Genomic DNA, 20,610 nt, shown 5'->3' on the forward strand with positions numbered 1-20,610 from the left:
TCATTGAATCAAGAGCGAGTGTACGCGACCTATCTGGTCGAGACGCCCGATTCGCTGGCACATGCGGCAGAGGTGATTGCCGGGGAGCAATCCACCGGCACCTTCACGGCGGTGCCGGGCGAAACGGATGCCCTGAAGGAGCGATTCGGCGCGAGGATCGAGAGGATCGAGGAGCTGGAGCCCGTTCGGCAGCCTACGCTGCCGGGCTCCAAGACGCCGTCCGGCCATGACGGGCTGTATCGCCGGGGACGGGTGACGGTGTCCTTCCCGCTGCACAATTTCGGGCCTTCGATCCCGAACCTGATGTCCGCCGTTGCGGGCAATCTGTACGAGCTGCAGCAGCTGTCCGGCTTGCGGCTAGTCGATCTGGAACTGCCCGAAGCGTTCGCGGCCCGTTATCCCGGGCCGAAATTCGGCATCGCCGGAACGCGCAAGCTGACGCACGTGTACGACCGGCCCATTCTGGGCACGATCGTGAAGCCCAGCATCGGGCTCACGCCGCAGGAGCTGCAGCGAATGATTGCCGACGTGTCGGAGGCCGGACTTGATTTTATCAAGGATGACGAGCTTAACGCCAACCCGCCTTACGCGCCTCTGGAGGTTAAGGTAAAGGCGGTCATGGAAGCCGTCGAACGGGCGGCGGACGCATCGGGCAAGAAGATCATGTATGCCTTCAATATTACGGGAGACATCGAGGAGATGAAGCGCAACCACGATCTGGTCGTCCGGGCGGGAGGCAATTGCGTGATGGTCAGCATCATGAGCGTCGGATTGGCGGGACTGGCTCATCTGAACTCGTACAGCGAGGTGCCGATTCACGGTCATCGCAACCAGTGGGGCATGATGACGCGTTGTCCGCTTCTCGGCTTCGAATTCTCGGCGTATCAGAAGCTGTGCCGATTGGCGGGAGCCGATCATCTGCATGTGAACGGATTGAACAGCAAGTTCTACGAGAGCAACGAATCCGTCGTTCGCTCTATAGAGGCTTGCGCTTCCCCGATGCATGGTGGATACGCCGCGATGCCGGTCGTCTCGTCCGCGCAGTGGGCAGGCACCGCCGAAGCGACCTATGCGGCTACGCGGACGGTCGACGTGATGCATCTGGCGGGCGGCGGCATTCTGGCCCATCCGGACGGGGCGGCAGCGGGCTTCGAAAGCATGAAGCAAGGCTGGGAGGCGGCGGTCAAGGGCATCCCGATGGCCGAATACGCGAAGTCCCATCCCGAGCTGCAGCGGGCGATAGCCAAGTACGGAAAGGGGTAGACGGGCATGGCGCACACGAATCCCGCCGCGAAGGGGGAGCAAGCAACCGGCGCGCTTCCGGCAGCCCGGGCAGCGCGCAAGCCGCTGTGCTATTACGGCGACGATTTTACCGGCTCGACGGACGTGCTGGAAGCTCTGTTCCGCACGGGGCTTCGCACCGTCCTGTTCCTGGAGCCGCCGGACGCGTCGATGCTGGGCCAGGAGCGCTTCGCGGCCATGGACGCCTTCGGCGTTGCCGGGGTCGGCCGTTCGCTGACGCCGGAGGAAGCGGAGCGTACGCTTCGACCGATCTTCGCGACCTTGAAGAGCAGCGGAGCGGCTATCGTGCATTACAAGATCTGCTCCACGTTCGATTCGTCGCCCGGCATCGGCAACATCGGAACCGCGGCGGCGATCGGACGCGAGACGTTCGGCGAAGGCTACATTCCGCTGGTTGTCGGGGTTCCTTATTTGGGCAGATATACGGTGTTCGGCCATCATTTCGCCCGGGCGGGCGAAGCCGTACATAGGCTGGACCGTCATCCGACGATGTCCAGACATCCGATTACGCCGATGAAGGAATCGGATCTGCGCGTTCATCTCTCCGAGCAATGCGACGATCGGATTTCCTTGCTGGACCTGACGGAGCAGGACGCGGAGCTCCCGGTCGTTCGCGAACGCCTGAAGCGGCGCGTGGCGGAGGAAAGGCCTGACCTGCTCCTGTTCGATGTGTTGGACGAGCAGCGATTGGAAAGGGTCGGGCAGCTGCTCTGGCAGGAAGCCCAAAGCCGCGAGGGCATGTTCGTTATCGGCTCGTCGGGAATCGAATATGCGCTGGGCGCGGCTTGGCAGGCCTTGCGGCTGCCCGAGCTGCAGCCTGATCGGGCGGCGGTCGCCCGCGCATATCCGGTCGACCGCTTGCTGGTCGTATCGGGAAGCTGCTCTCCCGTCACGGAGGAGCAGATCGGGGAAGCGATGAAGCTTGGCTTTACGGGGATTCGCGTGCCGGTTGACGAATTAATCGATCCCGAACGCGCGAAGCAAGCCAGAAACCGACTGCTTGCGGAGGCGACGGAGAGGCTGGAGCGGGGAGAAAGCGTCATTCTCTACTCCGCGTCCGGTCCCGACGATCCCGGCATTGCCGAATTCCGGCGAGCTCTGCTTGCGCAAGGCTTCCGCGCGGAGGACAGCAGCAAGCTTCTCGGCGGCTTGCTGGGAGAATTGGTCCGCACGGTCATCGAGCATTCCGGGCTGAAGAGACTGGTCGTGGCGGGAGGAGACACGTCCGGCTATGTGACGCGCGAGCTTGGCATATTCGCGCTGGAGTGCGTCAGCGTCCTGGCGCCGGGAGCGCCGCTCTGCCGGGCTTCGTCCGCGAGCCCGCAGCTTGACGGGCTTGAATTGATTCTGAAGGGCGGACAGGTCGGAGAACGCGATTTCTTTCAGCGGGCGAAGAACGGGGGCTAGCCCTCCAAAGCCCAATTCAGCGGCGGAGCGCCGTTCTTGGCTCAGCCGCCGAATTGGGCCCGCGCGTAATTCCTGAGAGCGTTTTCTTAGAAATGAGCAATGCGTTTCTAAGTTTTCATCCATAGTCAGCGCCCGGGAGAGCTTTTAGAATAAAAGTAAGGAAAGCGCGACGGGGCCGAATCGATTTTCAAAGCAGATGTAAACGGTTGCAATTGGCAAGGGACAAGGAGTGGAACAGTCATGTGGAGCACCTTAAAGAGACAGAAGCACGCTCATTTCTTCGTACTGATTGGAATGCTGATCGTCTTCGTTTTCCAGTACATGCCGATGTTCGGCATTTTGATGGCCTTCAAGAACTACACCATCACCTCCGGCATTAAAGGCATTTTTACGAGCGACTGGGTAGGCTTAAAGTATTTCAAGGAATTTTTCAACTATTACAACTTCGATCAGATGATCAAAAATACGCTGGGCATCAGCTTGCTGAAGCTGGTGTTCACCTTCCCGGTCCCGATCCTTCTGGCGATCATGCTGAACGAGCTCCGGGGCAAGTTTTTCAAGAGATTCGTACAAACCGTCAGCTACTTCCCGCACTTTATTTCCTGGATCGTCGTTTCCGGCCTGCTCGTCATTTTCTTCTCGACGAACTCCGGTATCGTCAACGATGCGCTTCTCTCGCTCGGCATCATCAAAGAGCCGATTCCGCTCTTGACCGACCCGGATTACTTCTGGGGCTTGGCCGTAGGCAGCGCGATGTGGAAGGAAGCCGGCTGGTGGGCCATCATCTTCCTGGCGGCGATCAGCGGTCTGGACCCGTCGCTGTACGAGTCCGCCGAGATCGACGGAGCCGGAAGGCTTCGCAGAATATGGAACATTACGCTTCCGGGCATCCGGGGAACGATCGTTGTCGTATTGATTCTCGCCGTAGGCAGCTTGCTGGGCGGCGGGCTGGTCGGCTCGAACTTCGAGCAATCGTACTTGCTGGGCAACGTCATGAACAACGAGAAGTCGGAAATCCTGCAGACGTACGCGTTTAAGATGGGATTGGCTCAGGGACGTTACGCTTACGCAACGGCTATCGATCTGCTGCAATCGATCATCGCGATTATTCTTGTATTCGGAAGCAATTATATATCGAAGAAAACAACCAAGAGCGGCTTATTCTAGAAAGACGGCGAGGTGTGGAGCATGCATCGGAGAACATGGGAAGACCGGATATTCGATTCCTTTAACATTGTGGTACTGAGCTTAATTTCGCTCTTGACCGCTTATCCCTTCTACTATATGGTTATAATTTCTCTCAACAATGGTTTGGATTCTACATTGGGCGGAATCTACTTCTGGCCCAGAGACTTTACCTTGAACAATTTCTCCGAGTTTATGAGCGATCCGAAGTGGATGCAGTCGTTCGGCGTCTCCATCGCGAGGACGTTGGTGGGCGCGGCCATAACGATCTGGTTCACGTGCCTGGCGGCTTACGGTCTGGCCTACAAGGACCTCAAATTCCGCAAGTTTTATTACAGCTTCTTCATTATCGGGATGTACACGGCAGGAGGACTTATTCCGTATTACGTCATCCTGCGCGGTCTGAGCTTGCTGAATACTTTCTGGGTGTATGTCGTGCCCGGCGCGATCAATATCTTCTTCCTGATCGTCGCGGTGTCCTTCTTCAAGGAAATTCCTTCGGAGATGGAGGAGTCCGCGAGAATGGACGGGGCATCCGATCTGAAAATCTACTACAAGCTGATTCTGCCGGTGTCCAAGCCGTTGCTTGCCGCAATGGGATTGTTCGTCGGGGTCGGGCAATGGAACTCCTGGCTGGATTCCGCATACTTCGTCAACGACAACAGCCTGCGGACATTAACATACCGGATGATGGAAATTATCAATCAGGGGATGTCGCCTCTGGATGCCGAAAGCGCGGAGCGCGCCGCAGCGGTCACGGGAGTTACGACCTTCTCGATGCAAATCACCGCCATGGTTATCGCAGTGCTTCCGATTCTGTGCGTCTATCCGTTTCTCCAGAAGTATTTCGTGAAGGGCATCATGCTCGGCTCCGTGAAGGGCTAAGCTGCTTTCGATGTTTGACCGGCCGGGGACCAGACAGATCTGGCCCCCCGGACTCAAACCGGTTTCTCATATAAACTGCATCAAGAAAGAGGAGGCAATAAGATGGTGGGTTCATCGGTAGGTACAAAGAAAAAAATGATGTTCATGCTGGCTCTCGCGCTGATTATGGTCGTGACGGCTTGCGGCAACGGAGGCAAAAACAACACGAGTTCACCTTCGGCCAGCCCGAGTGCAAGCGCTTCAAGCGCAGCTAGCGGAGCGCCGAGCGAGGCTCCCAAGGATGTCGTTGAGCTTACGCTGTTGGTTAACCACCCATGGTGGCCGTTCAAGGAATGGAAAGGCAAAATTCCCGAGGAAATTACCAAGAGAACGGGCGTCAAGCTGAACATTCAAGTTGCCGTAGACGACAAGCAGCTTCCATTGCTTATCGCTTCCGGCGAGCTGCCGGATCTCGTCTATACCGCTTCGGACTTGACGCGTTTGGCGAATCCCGACGTTTCCTACGCTTGGAACGACCTGATCGAGCAGTACGCTCCCGACTTCAAGATCGAGCAAAGCCGCATTGGGGTCAATACGATGCCGGACGGCAAATTCTATACGATCAAGAACGGCTATTCCACGGAGCAAGAGTGGAAGGACAATCCGAAGGCGTTGCCGGGCGGCTCCTCGATGTCGTTAAGACAAGACATTCTGGATGAGCTGGGCAATCCGAAGCTGGACACGCTGGAAGATATGCTTCAAATCTTGAAGGATGTCAAAGCCAAGTACCCGGACATGATTCCGCTCGTATTCGACAAGGATCAGATCGGCCAATTTTTCCGCATTAACTTCGGTTTGAAACGCAACACTGGATTTATTGATCAAAATGGAAGCGCTGTCCACTATTTGAAAGATCCGAACTATCGCGATTACTACCTGTTCATGAACGAATTGTACCGCGAGAAGCTGATGATCGCCGAGAACTTTACGTTCAAGGATGCGCAGCAGGACGATCAATATTCGCTTAACGGCCAAGCGTTCGCGCATGGCGGATCGATAGCGGATACGCTTAACGCTCAGCTAAAAACGTTAAATAAAGACTTCACCTTCATGACCGTGCCAAAAGTACTGAGCGACAAGGCAGGCACGCCGATGGGCGGCTCCGGCTGGTCGGGCATGTATATTACCAAAAACAATAAGAACGTGGAAGCATCCATCAAGTTCATGCAGTTCATGATGAGCGAGGAAGGACAGCGTCTGGGCATCTGGGGAATCGAGAACGAGGACTGGGTGTGGAACGAAGCGGGTCAATACCCGGAGATGAAGTACGACATGAACAACGCAGAGGTGCAAAAGCAATTCGGCTACGTGTATTGGGGACTGCTGGGAAGCAGCGGCGTTACGGAAGCGCTTCAGCGCTACGACGAGAAAGCGTTGATGACCCCTTGGAGCCTGGCTCTGCGGGATACGCTGAAGTTTAACCCTGCACTGGGCCTTGTGGTCACGAATCCGGATACGGACGAGCAGGTCATCGAGACGCAGATCAAGAACATGGTCGCTACGGAAGAGCTGAAAATCTACATGGCGAAATCCTCCGAAGAGGCGAGCAAGGAATACGACGCCTTGATCGCGAAAATGGAGAACATGGGTCTGGGCAAGCTGGAAGAATGGGCTACCGCCCAGTACAAGGAATATCAGAAGAATTTCTAAGCGGCACGATGAATCGCGACGAATGACGACAAGCTGTACGGGAACGGGAGCGTAGCTTCCATTCCGTACAGCTTGTTCTTTGTTGGTTGGGGAGTTTACACAATTGATTTTACAGACTCAGGATATATGCTGAAATTAGCATGCCGGGAATATCAGTAGGTCAACTTTCCTGTTTAGAGCATTGGCGTGAAGATTCAGAAACTCCTAAATAAATCAGGTATTCCTTCTTCAATATCTTGCGGGTTCTATGTTATTGACATGTATATGCTAAAGATGAACATTAATTTTATCAATTAGCCAAACATCGTTCCTATCATTGCTTGCTTGAGATTCACTACATGATAAATTGAATTATTGTATTCAATAATTTTAGAAGAATTAAGTAGCCATTTTTTCATTCTTTCTCCTCCCCAAGTTGGTTCTTTCGAGCTAATGATTGCACACACTGCTGTAACTATGGCTGTTGATGCTGAGGATCCACTAAACCACGATATAGAACTATTTGATTGTGCCGAAGTGGTTAATAAATACTCACCTGGAGCATATAGATTACTAGTACTTAGATTGCTTCTTGTGTCTGGAATATTATGTTGTTTCAAACTGGAAACTGCAATAACGTCTGTATATGCAGCTGGGTAAAAATTTGTATTTTCTCCGGAGTTACCAGATGATGCAATAATAATTGTATTTTTCTCTAATGCACGTTTAATAGAATCTTCTAACACTTTATTCGGTTCTTTCATTCCATAGCTTATATTTATAACTTTTGCACCAGCTGCTACAGCTGTATCAACAGCGGTGGATAGTTGTTGAACAGTCATGCCTTCATCCGTTCCAGCTTGAATAGATAAGATTTTCACATCTGATAACATTCCTCCGGGTGTATTATAGCCATCTCCATTAGCTATTAATAAACCGATTACTTGGGTACCATGTATCTTTCTTGATTTTTTTGATTGTTCATCTAAGATATGGGTTTGTACTTGTGATTCATTAATATACTTATTAGTTACATCAATCCCGCTATCAATTACAGCTATCAGAGGGATATCTGGACTGTGATAAGGTAATAAATCTTTAGCGTTTATTGATATTGCGGGCCAACCATAAATCCCATTCTGTTCAAGTTTTGTGGTGTGTTCTTCGGGGGAATTAAATTGTCTACTAGTGCATATTATTGCACTCAAACTCAAGCCTACTATGAAAATACTTAAGAGAAGTCGTGATCGAGAGCTAAGAAGCATAAAACCTTCCTTATATGTAATTTAGTATTTATATATTAATTTCCCCTGTACATCAAAGCCTTCAAGTGAACGCAATCTTCCATCTGAGTCATTTAATCTAACATAAGAATAAGTGTTTAGTTCGGACTTATTCAAACTAATTACAGTATCATTAAATAAAGTGAGCTCAATATTGGTAATGTCTTCATTGTTGATAATACCAGAATATATATGATAGACAACATCATCCATTTCTCCAGTCATCTCCATATGAGTAAATGGAACTGTTGTGTCTGTTTTTGTAATATTTAAATCTACAATTTGAGGTGTTCCAGAGTCATTTAATTGAGAAAGGGCAATTGCTTCATAATTTATAGAATTTGATGAGAACAGAATGTGTGCAATCAGACCATTTCCAACTTCTTTTGAATAACTTATATCTAATTGATCTACTTTTATCTTGTTTTTGTTTTCAATACTTTCTGTATAGACCATTTTATAATCTATTTCATTGTTTATTGAGCCAGTTTCCTTGACATCATTGTTTGAACAACCAAGAGTTAAAGTAATCAAAAGTAGTATCAAAAGAGCATTTAGATTGTTTTTTTTATTCATGTTAATTCCCCCTTCATTGCTTGACCAAATGAATAAAATCATTCATTTGGCCAAGCAAGTTCTGTTAGCGATAGTACGCGGCAATAGCTTTCATGTCTTGGTATGCATAAACTCTAACCATAATATACTGGGACCATGAAGCCCCCCCGTTAATACTTAAACCAAGTGAGAAGAAACCAAAAGTATAGGAAGCACTAATTGACCCCGTTACACTAGCAGTATAAATACCTTGAGCTTGTGAATAATGTTCACCATAAAAATCATCATCTGTTGTGAGCCACACACCAGTTGTTTTAGTATTTGGACTTGGGGCAGAGACAGTTACAATTCCATAGGAGGTTGCACCAGGTGTATAACTGCCAACAGTCGAAACCCATTTGTCTACATATGGTGATAGTACTGTCCTTGTAGTGCTATAAGTCAGTCCTAATATTGCAGCTCTAGAATAGCCGGCTGCAGATGTAAATGTCCATTCTGCTGTGACATTTGAACACGTTCCTGGACCGTTACCATTACATTTAGCTCCGAAATAAAAATCATGTTCAGCATAACCTTGAGGCTTAACAGTTTGTTCTTCAATATTATTCTCCGGGGTAAAATCACCTGGATATGTTCTAGCAGTCACTGAACTACCATCTTCATATTGTACAACGTACTCTGATTGCCGAGGATATTTGTCCATTAGCTTTACGATGTCATCCATTCCCTGCTTAAAGACCGGTGTCTTTAATGTAGCTTTTAAGGCTGCAGGATCTAGATTAAGTACTTTATTTTTAAAGGCTCTAGGGTTTGCAAAGATTTCTCTATTAGTAATCTCAGAGACATTGTCTAATTCAAGTACTACGTTATTCTTTTCAGCATTGTGAATATTGTCATCCAATGTGGCATAATATTCAGCTTCTTCTTGAGTATTGCCTAGTGCTATTAGTTCTTTAACTTTTTCGTTATGAGGAAGTGCACGTCTTTCATCAGCTGATCTTGCATATAGACTCTTTTCTTCCTGCTTACCATCTGATGCGTACGCTAATGTATTTAAAGAAAAAAATAATGAAGCAACCAGTGAGGATACAGTAATACTTTTTAATACTTTATTCATTTTACTCTCCTTTTATATATATTTTTTTAATACTCTGCTCCTTTCTGACTAGATTTTTCTTAATTCTCGTTGACTAGAAGAAATCTGAATATTGTTAACAGAAGTGAATTCACCTCCGAAACAACCTTCCATAAGATATACAAAATTACCAAAATTTAATTTATTGTAACTACATTAAGCTAAATATTGAGATATTTATATAGGTCTTTGGAGTGAAAAGACGCGATCAAACATATGATTCTCAAAAATATTTGTCCGAAAATTTGTTTTTTTGTCGAAAGAAACGTTTTTTTAACTACGTAAACAAGGCATTGTAGCCTTGCTTTGACTTGCGAAACATTGCCGAGAATGGCCTTGATTTTTTACAAAAGAGGTGTTTCTCTTATTTTTTTACTTTTTATTAAAATAAAGCCTAGCTGAGTTTTCTTAACGATTCCCTTACTTTTGTTTATGTCCTTGCTCCCTCCGCTGTTCTACAATGAAAAGGCATTCAAACATTGAGGAGGGTTAGCTTTATGCCTAACAAAAAAGCGATCACGGTGGTCCTGCTTGCCCTGACGATGCTGCTGGCGGCTTGCTCCAAAGGCGCTAACGAGCCGGACAAAGAGAGCTCGGCCTCGCAGCCGTCGGCATCGACACCCGCGAACGGAGACAAGAAGATCGAGCTTCGCATGTCCTGGTGGGGCTCGGATGAGAGACACGAAAAAACGCAGAAGGTCATCGAGCTGTTCGAGCAGAAAAATCCCGGCGTCAAAATTACCGGCGAATACTCCGGCTTCGACGGCTATATGGATAAGCTGAACACACAGATCGCCGCGGGCAACGCCCCGGATTTGATCCAGATGGGCGGCAACATCAAGGAATATGTAGACAAGAAGGCGTTGCTCGATCTCAAGCCTTATGTCGGCAGCGTTCTGCGCCTGGACGACTTCAACGGAGGGCTGGTCAAGGCGGCCACCTTCGACGACAAGCTGTACGGCGTGACGCTAGGCGTAAGCTCTTCCTCGCTGATGTACAACGCAAGCATGTTCGAGAAAGCGGGCGTTCCGCTGCCGACTGACCAATGGACGTATGAGGAGTTCAAGTCCTCGACTATCCAGATCGCCGAGAAGCTGGGGAAAGGCCACTACGGCTCGTACGATCTGTCGAGCGATGCCGCCGCATTGGCATCCTATCTTGGCAGCAACGGCAAGGAGCTGTATCGCGACGGGGAACGTCATTTCGACAGACAGGATATGATCGACTGGTTCACGATGTGGGATGAATTGCGCAAAGCCGGAGCCATCGTTCCTCCCGACGTACAAGTCGCCAGTCCTCCGACTGCCGTAGACAAATCCCTTATCGTAAAAGGTCAGGTCGCCATTCAGAGCGCATCGGCCTCCCAGATTTTCGGCTTCCAGGAGCTGACGCAGGACAAGCTGGGCTTGAGCGTATTCCCGAACGGCCCGGCGGGCAGCGGAATGATTCCGCCGATCTCCGGCCAGTTCCTGACCTCGTACGAAGGCACTAAGCATCCTGAGGAAGTTGCAAAATTCATGGATTTCATGGTGAACGATCCCGATGCGGGCGTTATTCTCGGCAGCACCAGAGGCGTCCCGCCAGCAGGCAAAATCCGCGATTTGCTGGCCGCGCAGTCTACGCCGGTCGACAAGGTTCTCTACGATTACATCTCTCTGGTCAGCGACACCGCGCCTGAGATCGAGTATCAGCAATTCCCGTTGGACAACGAGTTCACGAAGCTGCTGCAGCTGACAAGCGAGAAGATTGCGTTCGGCGCCAAGCCGATCGATACCTCGGTCGACGAGTTCATGTCGGAAATGGACAAATTGCTTGCCAAAGCGAAAACGCAATAACGCATATAAATGCGCCATCATGAGAACGCGGGATATCGGGGAGCCCTACGGCTCCCTTTTCCTAAAGATAGGAGAGCTAACACATGCAGAAATATAAAACCTATGCGGCCGGGTATTTGTTTCTGTTGCCATGGTTGATCGGATTTATCCTGCTTTATCTAAGTCCGATCATTGCATCTTTGTATTTGTCCTTTACGAAGTATGACCTGCTCACGGCACCGAAATGGATCGGCTTCGACAACTTTAAGACGATGTTCACGGACGACTACCGTCTGGGCGACTCGATCAAGGTCACCTTCCAATACGTTCTGCTATCGGTTCCGTTCCGGCTGGCGTTCGCGCTCGGATTGGCTATCCTGCTTAATCAGGGAATGAAGTTTCTGGGGCTCTACCGCACGATCTATTATATTCCCTCCTTGCTCGGGGGAAGCGTCGCAATATCCGTTCTGTGGAAGCAAGTGTTCGATAAAGAAGGGATTTTCAATCAGGCGCTGGCTTACATCGGAATAGAGGGGCCCAATTGGATCGCCGATCCGAATTACGCGATCTATTCGCTGATCGGCTTGTCGGTATGGCAATTCGGCGCCGTCATGATCATTTTCCTGGCCGGGCTCAAGCAGATTCCACAGGAACTGTATGAGGCTGCGACCGTAGATGGGGCGGGCGTTCTGCGAAAGTTTTCGCGCATTACGATGCCGCTGCTGACTCCCGTCATCTTCTTTAATCTGACGATTACGTTGATTCAATCGTTCCAGACGTTCACCAAAGCGTTCATTATTAGCAGCGGTTCCGGCGGTCCGATCAATTCGACGTTGCTCTATTCTCTCTATTTGTATATTAAAGGGTTCACCTTCCTGGATATGGGCTACGCCTCCGCAATGGCCTGGCTGCTGCTCGTCATCATTGCCGCATTCACGGGCCTGCTGTTCCTGACTTCCCGTTACTGGGTGTACTATTCGGATGGGAGGGATTGAACGATGGTCATTCATCGCAATGTTAAATCGGTCTTGTTTCACGCGGTGGTGCTGGGCTGCGGGCTCCTGATGCTGTACCCGGTGTTCTGGCTGATCAGCAGCTCCCTGAAGCCGACCACGGAAATCTTCACGTCCAAGGGGCTATGGTCCTCGTCCTTCACGCTGGAGCATTATTCGGAAGGCTGGTTCGGCCTGCGGAATATTCAGTTCGGACGGTTCTTCGTCAATTCGATCCTGCTATGCGTGGTGGCCGTCATCGGTACGGTGCTCAGCTCCTCCATGGCTGCCTTTTCGTTCGCGCGCATCCAATTTCCGTTGAAAGGCCTGTTTTTCGCGCTCATGCTGGGGACGATCATGCTTCCCGGACATGTTACGCTGATTCCCCAATATATCATGTTCCATAAGATCGGATGGGTCGATACTTTCCTTCCGCTGCTGACGCCGAAGTTCGTCGGAGACGCCTTCTTCGTCTTTCTGATCGTCCAATTCATCCGGGGAATTCCGAAGGAATTGGATGAGAGCGCGAAGATCGACGGCTGCGGCTGGTTCACTCTGTATTACCGCATCATTATGCCGCTTAGCTTGCCTGCGCTGATTACAGCCGCAATCTTTACCTTCATGGGCACATGGGACGATTTCTTCGGTCAGCTGATCTATTTGAGCGACATCAAGAAGTTTACGGTTCCGCTCGGCCTGCGTCTGTTCCTGGATTCCAGCGGAAGCTCGAACTGGGGAGCCGTGTTCGCCATGTCGGTGCTTTCCATCGGCCCGAGCCTGATCATTTTCTTCCTGGGACAGAAATACTTTACCCAAGGCATCGCGACAACCGGATTGAAAGGTTAAAATGAGCTAAAACGACTTTCATGAAGAGGGCTGTACCGATGCGACAACTGGTGAAATACCCGACGAAGCTTTTTACGCTGATGGTGCTTTGTTTTATAGCGTTCAGCAGTCTGCTGCTGCTCGTCTCGGGAATCGTCTATTACGAGACCTACTCCAAGATCGCCTATCGCGAGATTCGGGAAACGAAAAGGGAGCTGCTCGACGAGACGTCCCAGAAGCTCTCGAATTACGTGGCGGGCATTCAGGACACGGCTCGGTTTCTGGTGACGAACACGATGGTGCAGCAGCATCTGTCGGAGCCTCCGGAGAGCAAGTACGACTTCGTGGCGAAGAGTCGACAGCTGTATGAAGAGTTCCAGAAGCTGGCGACGGTCAAAGAAGGCTTGCATTCGATCGAGCTGTATACCGACTGGCTTAAGGGCTACCCTTCCTTCCAGGATCAATTCATGCATCCCATGGCCGACGCCCAGACGCAAGGCTGGCTGGGGCGCATGGACAGCGCGGACGGATTCTGGATCGCTTCACACGACTATCCGGCGCCAGGCAGCGCGGCCCGGATGGTCAGTTATGTTCATCGGATCATCGGCAACCGGGGAGAGATTCTGGGCATCGTCAAGATCAATATTCCCGACAAGAAGCTGTTCGATATTCTGAGCAAGCGGGATACGGCGGGGACCGGCGACAACTATTACGTCGTGCTGGATTCGGGAGGGAACTACATCGCTTCGGTATTGCCGCCGGGCATCTCCTTGCTCGGGGGCGTGGACGAGCTGGCGCACGCGGTCGCGGATACGAAGTACAGCATCATTCAGTCGGATGCGAACACGCAATACTGGATGCTGATGCAGCTAATCTCCAAAGACGTGCTTAAGCAGAGCGGCAAAGAAATTCGGACGCTGATTATCGGCTTGCTGTGCGGGCTGATCATTCTGTCCATTCCGCTTGCCCTCTGGGTGTCGAGAAAATTGACTTCTCCCATCTACGGAATCGTCGAGGGCATGCGAACGGTGGAGAAGGGCGACTTCAACGTTAGGTTGAACGCATCGAGCATCCAGGAGTATCTCTATTTGACCACCCACTTCAATCGCATGGTTCATCGGCTCAAGGCGTTGATCGAACAGCTCAATCGGGAGCATCGAGACCGCCGGGAAGCGGAAATCCAGCTGCTTCATGCGCAGATCAAGCCGCATTTCCTGTACAACACGCTGGATCTGATCCACTGGAGGGCGCTGGATTACAATGCGCACGAGATCAGCCAGATGGTCCAGCAATTGTCCAAGCTGTTCCGCATCGGGCTGAGCAATGACAAATGGTACGTACCCGTAAGAGACGAGCTGGCCCATGCCCGCTGCTACATGGCGATTCAGGAGTATCGGCAGAACTTCAGCATCGAGTATACCGAGAACGTCAAGAGCGATCTGCTGGATGTCAGCATCCCGAAAATCCTTCTGCAGCCCTTTCTGGAAAATGCGGTCATCCACGGATTTCAGCATCGGGGCATCGATAAGGCCGTTATTCAGGTGAGCATCGAGCAGCGGGAGGAAGCGGGAAGTCCGCAGCTCCTCATTACCATTACCGATAACGGCTGCGGCTTGCCTGAAGGGTTCGACCTTCAGACAACCGGAGGCATCGGAATTCGCAACGTCATGGACAGGATTCATCTGTATTGCGGCCCCAAGTACGGCGTACGGGTTGCGCCGGGAGAGCAGGGAGGCGCCCAGGTGGTGATGAATCTGCCGCTGATCGGCCGCGAGGAGGATATGGAGCAACTGAGAAGGAGTCTTACCCATGAATACGATTCTCTTGGTGGATGACGATCGATATGTAACGGACGGCCTGCTGAAGCATATTCCATGGGAGGACATGGGCGTACGCATTGTCGGAACCGCTGCAGACGGCGCGGAGGGCTTGAGCAAGTTCCGCGAGCTCCGGCCGGATTTCGTCATCACGGACATCTATATGCCCACAATGGACGGGTTCCAGCTGACCGAAGCCATTCATGCCATAGATCCCCATGTTCCGGTCGTTATTCTAAGCGGATATGACGACCTTGCGAATGCGAGGAAGGCGGTGTCTACAGGCATTCACCACTTTCTGCTCAAGCCGCCCAGCCTGTCGGAGATCGAATTCGTCGTGCGCGAAGTGCTGCAGCAATTGAACGAATCGCAAGAGCGCGACGAGCTGCTGACCAGCTACCTGCAGCAGCAGGAGATGGTGCGGCGGTCGATGAAGGACGCGTTCTTCCGGGATTTGCTGTCCACGCGTTACGAGGCGGACGAGCTGCCCGGCAAGCGGATCGCCTTTATGGGTCTTCCGGAATCGACGGCTGTGCAGGCGTTGACGCTCAGTCTGGTTCGATCGGACGCATCGGCGCGAAGGGAAGAGCGCGAATGGCAGCTGCTGCGGTTCGGAACGGGAAACATCATCCGCGAAATGCTGAATGCCGGCCTAAGCGGCCATCCGCTTCTGACTGCCGAAGTGCTGGAATATTCGGATCAGGAGTTTGTCGTTATTTTTCTGAGCGACGGAGCGCCGGAAGCGGATAGGCTGCAGTTCATCCTGCAGATTTCGGATGCCATGCTGAAAAACATTCTTCAATATATGAAGCTGTCCGTGCTGGCCGGACTGGGGACCCTGAGGCGAGGCTACCATCAGCTGATGGGCTCCTACCTGGAAAGCCGAAGCGCGGTAGAGATCGCGGAGATGAACGAATGGAACCGCGTCTACGCTTATTCGGAGCAGGAGCCGCATGAATCGGAGGCAAGCAAGAATGTCTCCGTGGATGCGGTTCGTCATCTTCACGATGCCATCTTCCAAAAGCAATGGCAGCTTGCTTACGAGCTATGGAGCAAGCTTGGCGCGGAGCTGGCGGGCGGCGGCGTATCTCTTCCGGTATGCAAGGGAGTATGCTCCGGGATCGCAAGCGCCCTGTGGACAGCGGCGCAAGCCTCGGATATCGGGGAGGACGCAGCGGGACAAGGGCTCGAAGAGCTGCTGCTGCGGTTGAACCGATCCGGCTCCGCCAGGCAAATGATCGACTGGATGGAGGAGACGGTCGCCCGTCTGGTCGCCAGGCACCGGGAACAGCAGACGGGAAAGCGAAGCAATGCCCTGGTGAATAGCGTCATTCAGGACTATATCGAGCGCTGCTACCACGAGGAGCTGTCGCTGGAACGCATCGCGGCCAACCTTCATGTGAACAGAAACTATTTGAGCCAGTTGTTCAAGCGAGTGACCGGGGAGCCTTTCGTGAACTATCTGAACAACTATCGAATTCGCAAGGCGATTGAATTGATCGGAACGGGCAAATACATGGTGTATGAAATCAGCGAGAGGGTGGGCTTCCAGAACTCGACTTATTTCAGCCAGGTGTTCAAGTCGATTACCGGGTACAGCCCGTCCGAGTACAATCGGCTATGATCGGACAAAGGAGTGCGCGACATGAGCACGGCATTGGAAAGGTTACGGGCCAAGGGCGCCCTCGGCGGTTCGGGAACGACGGAAGCCGGTCAGGCTCTGCATGCGGAGCTTGTCGGCTCCGGAGTCAGGTTCGCGGCATGGCCGCCGGCATTGGAGGACGTGTACGACCGGGCGGCGGACAAGCTGGCCGAGTGCGTGAAGCCGGATGCCCAAGGCAGAGCTGTGCTGCAGGAGGGAGGCGTCTATCACGGCTGCTGGCTGGAAAGCACGGGCACGATCAATGCGGAGATTCTGGCGCGCTTCTGCCCGGAGATCGCCCAGACGACGTTCGAGCAATTTGCCGAGCTGCAAAGGGCGGACGGCTTGCTTCCTTATAAGGTGACGGGCGACGGGCCTGTCTTCAAACAAATTCAACTGGTGACTCCTCCGGCCAGAAGCGTATGGCGTCACTATCTGCTGAACGGCCGAAGCCGCCCGTTTCTGGTGAAAATGTATGCCGCGCTTGCGCGTTACGACGATTGGCTGGCCCAGTACCGCAATACCCGAGGAACAGGCTGCGTCGAAGCGTTCTGCACGTTCGATACGGGACACGATCTGTCGCCGCGCTTCTGGCATATTCCCGATACGCCCGAGCGGGACGATCCGACGCGTTACGATCCTCACTCGCCGTTATTGCCGTTGCTGGCTCCGGATCTGACGGCCAGCGTCTATTGCAGTCGCAGCTATTTGTCCCGGATAACCGCAGAGCTCGGACAGGAGGACGCGGCCCGATTGTGGAGCGCCAAGGCGGAGGAGACGCGACAAAGTCTAGTCGCGCATTGCCTGGACGAGCGGGACGGCTTCTTCTACGACGTGGACAACAGCGGAAGGTTCGTTCGCATCCAGTCCGACGTCTTGTTGCGCGTGCTGGCCTGCGAGGTGGGGGATGATGAGTTTTTCGCTTCGTCGCTTGAGAGGTATCTGCTCAATACGCGCAAATTTTTCGCCAAGTATCCGTTCACGTCCATCGCCATGGATGACCCGCGCTTTGATCCGTTCTCAAGCTACAATACTTGGGGCGGCGCGGTTAATTTCTTAAGCCTGATCCGGGCTCCGCACGCCTTCGAGCGGCATGGCCGCCATGTGGAGCTGACCTGGGTCATGCAGCCCATTCTGTCGGCGATGTCCCGCATGAGCCGATTCGGCCAATGCCTGAGCCCGTGGACGGGAGAGGAAGGCTATACGGATACCTATTCGCCGGCGATCCTATGCGTACTGGATTATATCGAGAGATTATGCGGCATCCTCCCGGCATCGGATGGAGAACTATGGTTTACCGGCTTGCTGCCGCAAACGATGGACCACGGCATGAAGCTGGCGGACGACACGGCATACAGCCGCCGAGTAGACGGCGTGGAATATGAGCTTTACAATACGCGGGAGGAATGCGCGATCTATCAAGACCGCCGCTTGCTGTGCACTTTTCCCGCCGGCGTTCGGGTGATGACCGATCGAACTGGGGCTCTGCTGGGGCTTGCAGGCATGACCGTCAGGCCGGTGGAAGGGAAGCTACGTTATCGGGGCCAAGAGCTTCCGTTTCGCGTTGCGGGCAACGAGATATTGCAATTCAATCGCGGGAGCTTCGTTGCGCAGGCTGCTCCCGGGGTGATCTATCCGACGCACGGTTAAGTCTAGAGACGGGGGCGAACCTTCATGCGAACATTAGAACAAATTCAGATGCGCGATCCATTCGTGTTAAAGCAAGCGAACGAGAGCTGTTACTATCTGTACGGCTCTACCGATCCCGACATCTGGAAGGGCAAGGGCATTGGCTTCGACGTCTATCGTAGCGCTGATTTGATTCATTGGGAGGGGCCGTTCCCTGCTTTTCGCCCCGATCCCGGTTTCTGGTCCGATACGAATTATTGGGCTCCGGAGGTTCATGCCTACCGGGGGAGATTTTATATGTTTGCCACGTTTAAGGCGGAAGGCGTATGTAGAGGCACGCAAATTCTGGTTGCCGACAGCCCGCTAGGGCCTTTCCGGCCTCACAGCGACGGCCCGGCAACGCCTAAGGATTGGGAGTGCCTGGACGGCACTCTGTGGGTGGAAGAGGATGGAACGCCTTGGATGGTCTTCTGCCATGAATGGGTACAGGTGACAAACGGCACCGTCTGCGCGTTGCAGCTGTCGCCGGAGCTGGATCGCCCCGTTGGAGAGCCGATTCTATTATTCTCCGCGCAAGATGCGCCGTGGGTCGATCCGGTTAAGAATGGAGCGGGATACGTCACGGACGGCCCTTACGCCCATCGCTGCCGCGACGGGCAATTGCTTCTCCTGTGGTCCAGCTTCAGGCAAGGCCGATATGCGCAAGGGATTGCTCGCTCCGCGTCAGGCGGCATTCTCGGTCCCTGGGTTCAGGAGCCTGAGCCGATCTTCGAGAATGACGGCGGTCACGGCATGATCTTCAGCACGTTCGAGGATGAGCTTCTGCTGGCCCTCCACACTCCGAACCGCACGCCGGAAGAGCGGCCTGTTTTTATCGGGCTGTCTGAGAAGGACGGACGATTGAGCGTTCGTTAAACCCGAAATTCCATGGACCGTTCTGCCTGCGGCGACCCTTGAAGCTAGCTAAACGATTTCTTTAATTTCATTTATCAAATAGGTGTAGGATATCTCTTTTGGAATATAGGCCAATGGATGAAAATAACGAACAATATTTATTCTTTTATGATTCCACCAAAGTCTTTCCAGACCACCGCTTGTATGTTTTCTTTCGAATTGAATCTGTTCCTTTTCCAGCGATTTCTTGACAAGATCGAACACAATGCTGCCGCAGCAAAGAACAATATTGGGTTCAAGAATGCTTATTTGTTTTAATATCAGCGGATGGCTAATATCGGAAAACTGAATCAGCTCATGGTCGTTGGCAGAAGAAGTCCCAGCGATCTTTTTGAGGTTGGCAAAACAGACGGAACCAAAAAAATCAAGCGAGTTTTGTTTTATGCAATGGAATTGTTCCTCTACTTCTTTATAGGACGGGAAGCCATGAAGAATGCCATACGTCCATCGAAGCAAGTTAGGCCAGGTTGAGCTCTTTTCTTCCAAGTAGCCCCGCCTAAGAAGGAAGTCCTGATATTCCCAACCCCAGTCAGTTGAATTTGGCTCTTTCAGGAGCACCATTATTTTAAGCCCGGGTGCACGCCAAGCTTGTTCGTTAATAATTCCATCCTCAATATAGTTTTGACCCATAAGTCTGTTCTTCCACTCGGAATGCAATTCATCTAACTGCTCGGTAATTGTTTTCATTGCGGTCCCCCATTGGTAAAATGCGCCTATAGCTACCGATCCTGCAGAGGAGCAGGATGCTCCAGCCAATTCCACTCGTTGTTTTCGACGAAGAGGCTGACAGCTTGGTCGAAGGAAATGCCGGAATCCCTGAAGGCAAGAATCATTTTCGCCAGATCCACGCATTTGGCGTGAGTCGGATGAGCCAGCAGCTCGTTTACGCGTTCCACATATTGATCCGGTTTCTCTGGAGCGCTGGCTACGGCGGTCATCAGGGTTTTGTGACATGGAAACAGAATCCGGTTGTGCGCCAGAATAATCCGACTTGCAAATAAGACGACATTGCTGGCGGAGTGGGAGAGCAGGTAAGGGTTGTTTTTCTTCTCGGCTTCGCCAGCGAAATAGTAGGCGTATAGATAGAGCTGAGCGAAGAAATCGGTCAAATTTTTGTCTCTATTGCTTTCCGGGTAGACCGGGATTCGCGACAGCAGCCGGTCCAGATCGGGAATGCGCGAGAAGAAGGCGGTCGATCCGGTAAACGAGTAGCGCGTCGGCTCACTGCCGCGTTCGGCTGCCAGCTCCAGAAAGCGGAGATTAATGATTTTTCCGTCTATGTAGCCGCCGGGATAATCGCAGATCTGGTTATTGTAGTAGGACAAGCGATTATCCTTTTTTCTCTCCTCGTAGGCTTCATCGGTGACGACCAGATAGACGTCCACGTCGGAGGTTTCCTTCGCGATGCCTTGAGCGACCGAGCCGCCCGTAATAATGGCAAGAAAAGTAGGATCAGGAGACAGCTCTTCGACAAGATTGGTTAAAGCCTGTTTATGATAGTCATGCATGGATGATTT

General features: G+C 52.1%; 17 protein-coding genes. 12 read left to right on the plus strand and 5 right to left on the minus strand.

Going from position 1 to position 20,610, the window contains the following annotated elements; translation table 11 throughout:
• The first annotated feature begins 3 nt into the window (after positions 1 to 3).
• The 5 genes from ACFO1S_RS22995 (at position 4) to ACFO1S_RS23015 (ending at position 6,468) form a co-directional block, all read left to right on the plus strand.
• Positions 4 to 1,263, plus strand: a complete 1,260-nt coding sequence (locus ACFO1S_RS22995; RefSeq protein ID WP_204601615.1) for a ribulose-bisphosphate carboxylase large subunit family protein — start codon at positions 4 to 6, stop codon at positions 1,261 to 1,263.
• Between the two features lie 6 nt (positions 1,264 to 1,269).
• Positions 1,270 to 2,709 (plus strand): four-carbon acid sugar kinase family protein, encoded by a 1,440-nt coding sequence (locus ACFO1S_RS23000; RefSeq protein WP_204601614.1) that lies wholly within the window; start codon positions 1,270 to 1,272, stop codon positions 2,707 to 2,709.
• 240 nt (positions 2,710 to 2,949) lie between these two features.
• A complete protein-coding gene (locus tag ACFO1S_RS23005) occupies positions 2,950 to 3,876 on the plus strand; it encodes an ABC transporter permease (RefSeq protein ID WP_204601613.1) in 927 nt (308 codons plus the stop codon).
• Positions 3,877 to 3,897: 21 nt separating this feature from the next.
• The gene (locus ACFO1S_RS23010) at positions 3,898 to 4,779 is read left to right on the plus strand and encodes a carbohydrate ABC transporter permease (protein WP_204601612.1); all 882 of its coding nucleotides are present in this window, start codon (positions 3,898 to 3,900) and stop codon (positions 4,777 to 4,779) included.
• A 102-nt stretch (positions 4,780 to 4,881) separates the two neighbouring features.
• Positions 4,882 to 6,468: an extracellular solute-binding protein gene (locus tag ACFO1S_RS23015; protein ID WP_204601611.1), complete on the plus strand. Its 1,587-nt coding sequence runs from the start codon at positions 4,882 to 4,884 to the stop codon at positions 6,466 to 6,468.
• Positions 6,469 to 6,761: 293 nt separating this feature from the next.
• On the opposite strand, the gene ACFO1S_RS23020 is transcribed toward ACFO1S_RS23015, so the two are convergent.
• The 3 genes from ACFO1S_RS23020 to ACFO1S_RS23030 form a co-directional block, all read right to left on the minus strand.
• Positions 6,762 to 7,655 carry a S8 family peptidase gene (locus ACFO1S_RS23020; protein WP_204601610.1) on the minus strand — a complete coding sequence of 298 codons (894 nt, stop codon included), beginning with the start codon at positions 7,653 to 7,655 and terminating at the stop codon, positions 6,762 to 6,764.
• 78 nt (positions 7,656 to 7,733) lie between these two features.
• Positions 7,734 to 8,306, minus strand: coding sequence for a hypothetical protein (locus ACFO1S_RS23025; RefSeq protein ID WP_204601609.1), 573 nt, complete (start codon positions 8,304 to 8,306; stop codon positions 7,734 to 7,736).
• Positions 8,307 to 8,370: 64 nt separating this feature from the next.
• Positions 8,371 to 9,402, minus strand: a complete 1,032-nt coding sequence (locus tag ACFO1S_RS23030) for a hypothetical protein (RefSeq protein ID WP_204601608.1) — start codon at positions 9,400 to 9,402, stop codon at positions 8,371 to 8,373.
• A gap of 515 nt (positions 9,403 to 9,917) precedes the next feature.
• Here ACFO1S_RS23030 and ACFO1S_RS23035 point away from each other — a divergent pair.
• From ACFO1S_RS23035 to ACFO1S_RS23065, 7 genes are all read left to right on the plus strand, one after another.
• On the plus strand, positions 9,918 to 11,255 hold the full coding sequence (locus ACFO1S_RS23035) for an ABC transporter substrate-binding protein (protein WP_204601607.1): 1,338 nt from the start codon (positions 9,918 to 9,920) through the stop codon (positions 11,253 to 11,255).
• 83 nt (positions 11,256 to 11,338) lie between these two features.
• Positions 11,339 to 12,229 carry a carbohydrate ABC transporter permease gene (locus ACFO1S_RS23040; protein ID WP_204601606.1) on the plus strand — a complete coding sequence of 297 codons (891 nt, stop codon included), beginning with the start codon at positions 11,339 to 11,341 and terminating at the stop codon, positions 12,227 to 12,229.
• A gap of 3 nt (positions 12,230 to 12,232) precedes the next feature.
• Positions 12,233 to 13,072, plus strand: a complete 840-nt coding sequence (locus ACFO1S_RS23045; RefSeq protein ID WP_204601605.1) for a carbohydrate ABC transporter permease — start codon at positions 12,233 to 12,235, stop codon at positions 13,070 to 13,072.
• A gap of 38 nt (positions 13,073 to 13,110) precedes the next feature.
• Positions 13,111 to 14,886, plus strand: a complete 1,776-nt coding sequence (locus ACFO1S_RS23050; RefSeq protein WP_204601604.1) for a cache domain-containing sensor histidine kinase — start codon at positions 13,111 to 13,113, stop codon at positions 14,884 to 14,886.
• Entirely contained in the window at positions 14,861 to 16,492 is a 1,632-nt protein-coding gene (locus tag ACFO1S_RS23055) for a response regulator transcription factor (RefSeq protein WP_204601603.1), read from the plus strand. The genes ACFO1S_RS23050 and ACFO1S_RS23055 overlap by 26 nt, the downstream gene beginning before the upstream one ends.
• Before the next feature lie 21 nt (positions 16,493 to 16,513).
• Positions 16,514 to 18,160: an MGH1-like glycoside hydrolase domain-containing protein gene (locus ACFO1S_RS23060; RefSeq protein WP_204601602.1), complete on the plus strand. Its 1,647-nt coding sequence runs from the start codon at positions 16,514 to 16,516 to the stop codon at positions 18,158 to 18,160.
• 24 nt (positions 18,161 to 18,184) lie between these two features.
• Complete coding sequence (locus ACFO1S_RS23065) at positions 18,185 to 19,054, plus strand: glycoside hydrolase family 43 protein (RefSeq protein ID WP_204601601.1); 870 nt, start codon at positions 18,185 to 18,187, stop codon at positions 19,052 to 19,054.
• A 48-nt stretch (positions 19,055 to 19,102) separates the two neighbouring features.
• Here the strand turns inward: ACFO1S_RS23065 and ACFO1S_RS23070 are convergent, their stop codons facing one another.
• Both ACFO1S_RS23070 and ACFO1S_RS23075 read right to left on the minus strand, forming a co-directional pair.
• Entirely contained in the window at positions 19,103 to 19,780 is a 678-nt protein-coding gene (locus ACFO1S_RS23070) for a hypothetical protein (RefSeq protein WP_204601600.1), read from the minus strand.
• A gap of 32 nt (positions 19,781 to 19,812) precedes the next feature.
• Positions 19,813 to 20,601, minus strand: coding sequence for a nucleotidyltransferase domain-containing protein (locus ACFO1S_RS23075; protein ID WP_204601599.1), 789 nt, complete (start codon positions 20,599 to 20,601; stop codon positions 19,813 to 19,815).
• Positions 20,602 to 20,610 lie beyond the last annotated feature (9 nt).

It is taken from the genome of Cohnella boryungensis (genome assembly GCF_042651945.1).
Taxonomy (GTDB): domain Bacteria; phylum Bacillota; class Bacilli; order Paenibacillales; family Paenibacillaceae; genus Cohnella; species Cohnella boryungensis.